This window comes from Burkholderia guangdongensis (assembly GCF_013403875.1).
Lineage (GTDB): Bacteria > Pseudomonadota > Gammaproteobacteria > Burkholderiales > Burkholderiaceae > Burkholderia > Burkholderia guangdongensis.
In genome coordinates this window covers 590683-597810 of sequence record NZ_JACBNX010000001.1, presented here as the reverse complement: position 1 = coordinate 597810, position 7128 = coordinate 590683, and the positions used below count along the sequence as shown (strand labels likewise).

Sequence of the window (7128 nt, the reverse complement as noted above, 5' to 3'; positions counted from 1 at the left end):
ATACTGTTCATCGTGGATCCTCCGGTTGCCGGGAAATGCGTGCATTTTCCACCTGGGCACTTCGATGCCGTTGGCCCGTGAGGATCCACCCCTTCCTCTGCTCTCACGGTTTCGGGTGGGACGCGTTCATTTCATTCTCCCAAGATGCGTAAGCGTCGATTCGTTGTGGTTCAATTCCGCATAGCCTACCGCGCGCTATTGTGAGCCGTCTGTCGCCGAAGCGACAGAGCATTGGCGATCGTGCGCCCGGGTAATCCCTGATCCCGCCGCTCAACGCGATGCAAGACGCGATGCAAGAAAACGCCGATGCCTCTCCCCTCGCCACGATGTTCGCGCGCTGCGCGTGGTTCCGCGCGCTCGCGCCCGAGCATCGCGCGCTCGTGCTCGCGCAGTCGCACGCGGAAATCCGCGGCGCGGGCGACACGGTCGCGCACCGGCTCGCGCCGTCCGAGTACTGGATCGGCGTGCACGACGGGCTGCTGAAGCTCGCGATCTACAACGCGTCCGGGCGCGGCTGCACGTTCTCGGGCGTGCCGTCCGGCGGCTGGTTCGGCGAGGGCAGCGTGATCAAGCGCGAGCCGCGCAAATATGAAGTCGTCGCGATCCAGCGCTCGACCGTGCTGTTCGTGCCGGCCGACACGTTCCATGCGCTGCTCGACACGAGCCTGCCGTTCACGCGCTTCGTGATTCATCAGCTCAATCACCGGATGGGCGAGTTCATCGCGTCGATCCAGAACAGCCGGCTGCTCGACGTCAACGCGCGTGTCGCACAGGCGCTCGCGCAGCTGTTCAACCCGGACCTGTACCCGGACGCCGGCCCGACGCTCGCGATTTCGCAGGAGGAGCTCGCGATGCTCGTCGGCGTGTCGCGGCAGCGGATCAACCCCGCGCTGCAGCAGCTCGAAAAGCTCGGCGTGCTGCGGCTCGCGTACAACCAGATCGACGTGCTCGATCTCGCGCGGCTCGCGCGCGTCGGGCTCGAGCAGATATGAGCGCGCGAAACTGACAATTCCGCCAGTTTCGCGTCAGCAACCCGTTCCGCGCGCGCGCCTATCATGCGAATGTTCGTCCTCCGCCACTCCTGACCACCGCCCGCCGCCCCGCCCCATGTGGATCGTCGAACTCGCGCTGAAGCGCCCCTACACGTTCATCGTGATGGCCATCATGATCGTGCTGGCCACGCCGCTCACGCTGATGCGCACGCCCGTCGACGTGCTGCCGTCGATCGACATTCCGGTCATCAGCGTGATCTGGTCGTACAACGGCTTCTCCGCGAAGGAGATGAACGACCGCATCACGTCGGTGCACGAGCGCATCCTGACGACGACCGTCAACAACATCCAGCACATCGAGTCGACATCGCTGCCCGGGGTCGCGGTCGTCAAGGTGTTCCTGCAGCCAGGCGCGAACGTGCAGACCGCGATCGCGCAGACGGTGTCGTCCGCGCAGGCGATCGTCCGCCAGATGCCGCAGGGCGCGACGCCGCCGCTCGTGATCACCTATTCCGCGTCGAGCATTCCGGTGATCCAGCTCGGGCTGTCGAGCAAGACCCTGTCCGAGCAGTCGCTCGCCGACATCGCGCTGAATTTTCTACGCCCGCAGCTGATCACGATCCCGGGCGCGCAGATCCCGTTCCCGTATGGCGGCCGCACGCGCGTCGTGTCGGTCGACATCGATCCGCAGGCGCTGATGGCCAAGGGGCTGACGCCCGCCGACGTCGTCAACGCGGTGAACGCGCAGAACCTCGTGCTGCCGACCGGCACCGCGAAGATGGGCCAGACCGAATACCGGATCGAGACGAACGCATCGGCCGACACGATCGCCGAGCTGAACCAGTTGCCGATCCAGACGGTCGGCGGCGCGACCACGTACCTGAGCGAGATCGCCGCGGTACGCGACGGCTTCTCGCCGCAGACCAACATCGTCCGCCAGAACGGCCAGCGCGGCGTGCTGATGTCGATCCTGAAAAGCGGCGACGCGTCGACGCTGCAGGTCGTCGACGACCTGAAGACGCTGCTGCCGCGCGTGATCCCGACGCTGCCCGAAGGTCTGACGATTACGCCGTTCTTCGACCAGTCGGTGTTCGTGAAGGCCGCGGTCCAGGGCGTGATCCGCGAGGCGCTGATCGCGGCGGCGCTCACCGCGATGATGATCCTGCTGTTCCTCGGCAACTGGCGCAGCACGCTGATCATCGCGGTCTCGATCCCGCTGTCGATCTTCACGTCGCTGATCGTGCTGTCGGCGCTCGGCCAGACGATCAACATCATGACGCTCGGCGGGCTCGCGCTCGCGGTCGGGATTCTGGTCGACGACGCGACGGTGACGATCGAGAACATCGAGCGCCATCTGCATCTCGGCTCCGGATTGCGCGAGTCGATCCTCGACGGCGCGGGCGAGATCGCGGTGCCCGCGTTCGTGTCGACGCTGTGCATCTGCATCGTGTTCGTGCCGATGTTCTTCCTGACGGGCGTCGCGCGCTACCTGTTCGTGCCGCTCGCGGAAAGCGTGGTGTTCGCGATGATCGCGTCGTACGTGCTGTCCCGCACGCTGGTGCCGACGCTCGCGATGCTGCTGTTCCGGCCGAAGCAGCTTCAGGACGCGAGCCGCGGCACGTCGCGCTTCGCGCGGATCCATCATGCGTTCAATCATGCGTTCGAGCGGCTGCGCGCGTCGTACATCGTGCTGCTGAGTCAGCTGCTCGTGCGCCGGCGCTTCTACGCGATCTGCTTCCTCGGCTTCTGCGTGCTGTCGACGGGCCTCGTGTTCGCGCTCGGCCGCGACTTCTTCCCGAACGCCGATTCCGGCAACATCCGGCTGCACATGCGCGCGCCGACCGGCTACCGGATCGAGGAAACCGCGCGGCTCGCCGACGAGGTCGAGCGCGTCGTGCGCGAGGTCGTGCCGCCGTCGGAGCTCGGCTCGATCGTCGACAACCTCGGGCTGCCGATCAGCGGGATCAACCTGTCGTACAGCAACGCGGGCACGATCGGCTCGCTCGACGGCGAGCTGATGATCTCGCTGAAACCCGATCACGGCCCGACGCAGCGCTACGTCGACGAACTGCGCGCGCTGCTGCCGCAGCGCTTCCCGGGCGTCGAGTTCTTCTTCCAGCCGTCGGACATCATCACGCAGATCCTGAACTTCGGGCAGCCGGCCGCGATCGACGTGCAGGTGCTCGGCAACGATCTCGCGAGTAACATGGCAATCGCAAGCCGCCTGATGAAGGCAGTCAGGCAGGTTCCCGGCGCGGTCGACGCGCACGTGCTGCAGCGCAACGACGAGCCGACCCTGCTGGCCGACATGGACCGTACACGCATGCAGCAGCTCAATCTCTCCGCACAGAACGTCGCGCAGAACATGCTGATCTCGCTGTCCGGCAGCACGCAGACGACGCCGTCGTTCTGGGTGAACCCGAAGACGGGCGTCCAGTATCCGATCACGATCGAGACTCCGCAGTACAACGTCGGCTCGGTCGACGACCTGCTCGCGACGCCGGTGTCGGCCGGGCGCACCGGCACGCCGCTGCAGCTGCTCGGCAACCTCGTGCGCGTGAGCGAGACCGGCAACCCGGCCGTGTACACGCACTACAACATCCGGCCGGAGATCGACCTGTACGTGAGCGTCGAGGGGCGCGACCTCGGCGCGGTCGCGACCGACATCGACAGGATCGTCGCCGCCGCGCGCCCGACGCTGCCGCGCGGCACGCAGCTCGCGATGCGCGGCCAGATCGAGACGATGCGCACGTCGTACGTCGGCCTCGGCGCGGGCGTCGCGATGGCGATCGTGCTCGTCTATCTGCTGATCGTCGTCAATTTCCAGTCGTGGCTCGATCCGTTCATCATCGTCAGCGCGATGCCCGCCGCGCTCGCCGGCATCGCGTGGATGCTGTTCATCACCGGCACGCACCTGAGCGTGCCCGCGCTGACGGGCGCGATCATGACGGTCGGCGTCGCGACCGCGAACAGCATTCTCGTCGTCGCGTTCGCGCGGCAACGGCTCGCGGACGGCGCGCCGCCGCTCACCGCCGCGCTCGAGGCCGGCGCGACGCGGCTGCGCCCGGTGCTGATGACGGCGCTCGCGATGATCATCGGGATGGTGCCGATGGCGCTCGGGCTCGGCGAAGGCGCCGAGCAGAACGCGCCGCTCGGCCGCGCGGTGATCGGCGGGCTGCTGTTCGCGACCGTCTCGACGCTGCTGTTCGTGCCGCTCGTGTTCGCCGGCGTGCATGCGCGCCTCGCAAGACGCCGTGCGCAACGCGGCGCCCGCTGACCCCGCTTCGACTATCGACCCGGTTGAACTCATGGAAGAGAAACATCACAGCTCCGTCGGCATCCACGTGGACGAGTCCGGCCTCGCGCTGCCGCCGCGCGCGGCCGTCTGGCGGCGCGCGCGGTTCGTGCTGATCCTGATCGCGGTGCTGCTCGCGATCGGCGCCGCGCGCACGATCGTGTCCGACCTGCTGAACCGCCGCCATCTCGACGCGCTGATCGCGCAGAACGCGCGCCAGTACGTGACGGTCGTGCATCCGTCCAGCGCGAGCGCCGCCGACGGCAAGCTGACGCTGCCCGGCACGCTGCGCGGCTACGTCGAGGCGCCGATCTACGCGCGCGCGAGCGGCTACGTGCTGCGCTGGGACGCCGACATCGGCGCGCACGTGAAGCAGGGCCAGTTGCTCGCGGAGCTCGACACGCCGGAGCTGAACCAGGAGCTCGCGCAGGCGAGCGCGCAGCGCGAGCAGGCGCAGGCGGCGCTCGCGACCGCGAAGACGTCGTTCGACCGCGCGCAGCAGTTGAGGCAGCGCGACGCGGTCTCGCAGCAGGAGCTCGACGACCGCCAGGGCGCGTTCAACCAGGACACCGCGAATCTCGCCGCCGCGAGCGCGAACGTGCGCCGGCTGACCGAGCTGAAGGCGTTCCAGCGGGTCGTGTCGCCGATCGACGGGATCGTCACGCAGCGCAACGTCGACGTCGGCGACCTCGTGAACGCGGGCAACGGCGGCGCGGGCCGGTCGCTGTTCACGGTCGTGCAGGCCGACCGGCTGCGCCTGTACGTGCAGGTGCCGCAGGCGTACGCGCAACAGATCCGCACCGGCCAGCACGTGAGCGTCACGCAGGCCGAGCTGCCGGGGCGCGCGTTCGACGGCACGATCACGCGCACGTCGGAGGCGATCGACGTGGCGACGCGCTCGCTGCAGATCGAGATCACGCTGCCGAACCCGGACGGCACGCTGCTGCCCGGCGCGTACGTGCAGGCGACGCTGCCGATGACGCCGGTCGGCCGGCTGACGATTCCGGCGAACACGCTGCTGTTCCGCGCGGAGGGGCCGGCCGTCGCGGTCGTCGATGCGAACGGGCAGATCCGGCTGCGCCCGGTCACGGTCGCGCGCACGGTCGGGCAGACGCTCGAGATCGACGGCGGGCTCACGCACGACGACCGCCTCGTCGTGAATCCGAGTGACGCGCTCGCGAACGGCGATCAGGTCGACGTCAGGCCGAACGCGGCATCGGACGCGCAACCGAAGCCGGCGTCGGACGCCTCCGGAGCGCAGTCGTGACGCGAGCCCGGCCGCCCGCCCCCACCACGCTTACTGCGCTCACCACGCTCGCGGCACTTGCTGCCGCAGCCTCGGTCGCCGCGCTGACCGCGACCCTCGCGGGCTGCTCGGTCGGCCCCGACTACCGACGTCCGGACGTCGACACGCCGGCCGCATGGCGGCTCGATCCGGCCGACGCGTACTGGCATCCGGCCGAGCCCACGCACGCGCCGCTCGATCCCGCGTGGTGGCACGCGTTCGACGATCCGCAGCTCGACGGGCTCGAAACCGACGCGCTGCGCGGCAACCAGAACCTGAAGGCGGTCGCCGCGCGCTACGACCAGGCGAAGGCGACGCTCGCGTCGGCCGGCGCCGCGCAATATCCGTCGGTGAACCTGAACGCGAGCACGCAGCGTTTCAAGATCTCCGCCGACCGGCCGCAGACGAACTATGGGGTCCCGAACACGTCGACCGTGCAGAACGACATGCAGATCGGCGCGTCGGTCAGCTACGAGGCGGACCTGTTCGGCCGCGTGCGGCGCACGATCGAATCCGCGCAGGCGGAGAGCGACCAGGCGCGCGACGATCTCGCGAACGCGCGGGTCGTGCTCACCGCCGATCTGGCGTCGAGCTATCTCGCGATGCGCGAGCTCGACGACGAGATCGACGTCGTGAACCGCTCGATCGACCTGCAGCAGAAGGCGCTCGACTACGTCACCACGCAGCACGATCTCGGCGCGGTGTCGGGGCTCGATCTGATGCAGCAGAAGGCGCAGCTCGACGCGACGCGCACGCAGGTGCAACTGCTCGTCCAGCAGCGCGCGCTGTACGAGCACGCGATCGCGACGCTCGTCGGCACGCCGGCGCCCGCGTTCTCGCTCGCGCCGCGCGTCGCGCCGCTCGCGGCGCCGGTGCTGCCGACCGGCGTGCCGAGCGACCTGCTGCAGCGGCGCCCGGACGTCGCGTCGGCCGAGCGCGCGATGGCGGCCGCGAACGCGCAGATCGGCGTCGCGCGCGCCGCGTATTTCCCGCATCTGCTGCTGACGCCGGGAATCGGCTGGGACGCCGCGCACTTCGCGAACCTGTTCACGGTGCCGAGCCTGCTGTGGTCGATCGGCGCGTCGCTGAGCCAGCCGCTGTTCGAGGGCGGCAGGCTGAAGGCGGGTGTCGATTTCGCGCAGGCGGGCTATGTCGCCACGCAGGCGACCTACCGGCAGACGGTGCTCACCGCGTTCGAGGAGGTGCAAAATGCGGTGACGGGCCTGTCGGTGCTCGATGCGGCGGCGCAGCAGGCGAGCGCGGCCGTCGACGATGCGCGCAAGCTCGTGTCGCTCGCGCAGGATCGCTACAAGGGCGGCCTCACGCCGTTCCTCGACGTGCTGACCGCCGAGCAGCAATTGCTGACGAGCGAGCGCCAGGCGGTGCAGATCCAGGGGCAGCGCGCGGCGCTCGTCGTGTATCTCGCGAAGGCGCTCGGCGGCGGCTGGAACGGCTCGAACGGCGGGGAGCCGGGTGCGCCCGGCGCGATGCCGGTCGCGGCGACGGCCGGCGGAGACTGACATGAAACGGCCCCCACGCTCACTACGTTCGCTGCC

General features: G+C 69.0%; 4 protein-coding genes. All 4 read left to right on the top strand.

The genetic code is table 11. The features are described from left to right. Positions 1 to 290 precede the first annotated feature (290 nt). The 4 genes from HZI36_RS02570 (at position 291) to HZI36_RS02555 (ending at position 7092) form a co-directional block, all read left to right on the top strand. Positions 291 to 992, top strand: coding sequence for a Crp/Fnr family transcriptional regulator (locus HZI36_RS02570; RefSeq protein ID WP_246326932.1), 702 nt, complete (start codon positions 291 to 293; stop codon positions 990 to 992). A gap of 115 nt (positions 993 to 1107) precedes the next feature. Then, positions 1108 to 4269: an efflux RND transporter permease subunit gene (locus HZI36_RS02565; protein WP_179401025.1), complete on the top strand. Its 3162-nt coding sequence runs from the start codon at positions 1108 to 1110 to the stop codon at positions 4267 to 4269. Between the two features lie 31 nt (positions 4270 to 4300). Next, positions 4301 to 5554: an efflux RND transporter periplasmic adaptor subunit gene (locus HZI36_RS02560; protein WP_179401024.1), complete on the top strand. Its 1254-nt coding sequence runs from the start codon at positions 4301 to 4303 to the stop codon at positions 5552 to 5554. An 83-nt stretch (positions 5555 to 5637) separates the two neighbouring features. Next, positions 5638 to 7092 (top strand): efflux transporter outer membrane subunit, encoded by a 1455-nt coding sequence (locus tag HZI36_RS02555; protein WP_218883578.1) that lies wholly within the window; start codon positions 5638 to 5640, stop codon positions 7090 to 7092. The last annotated feature ends 36 nt before the right edge of the window (positions 7093 to 7128 follow it).

Coding starts and splice junctions, on each gene's coding strand:
- HZI36_RS02560 (WP_179401024.1), top strand. CDS start 4,301: ATGGAAGAGAAACATCACAGCTCCGTCGGCATCCACGTGGACGAGTCC.
- HZI36_RS02570 (WP_246326932.1), top strand. CDS start 291: ATGCAAGAAAACGCCGATGCCTCTCCCCTCGCCACGATGTTCGCGCGC.
- HZI36_RS02565 (WP_179401025.1), top strand. CDS start 1,108: ATGTGGATCGTCGAACTCGCGCTGAAGCGCCCCTACACGTTCATCGTG.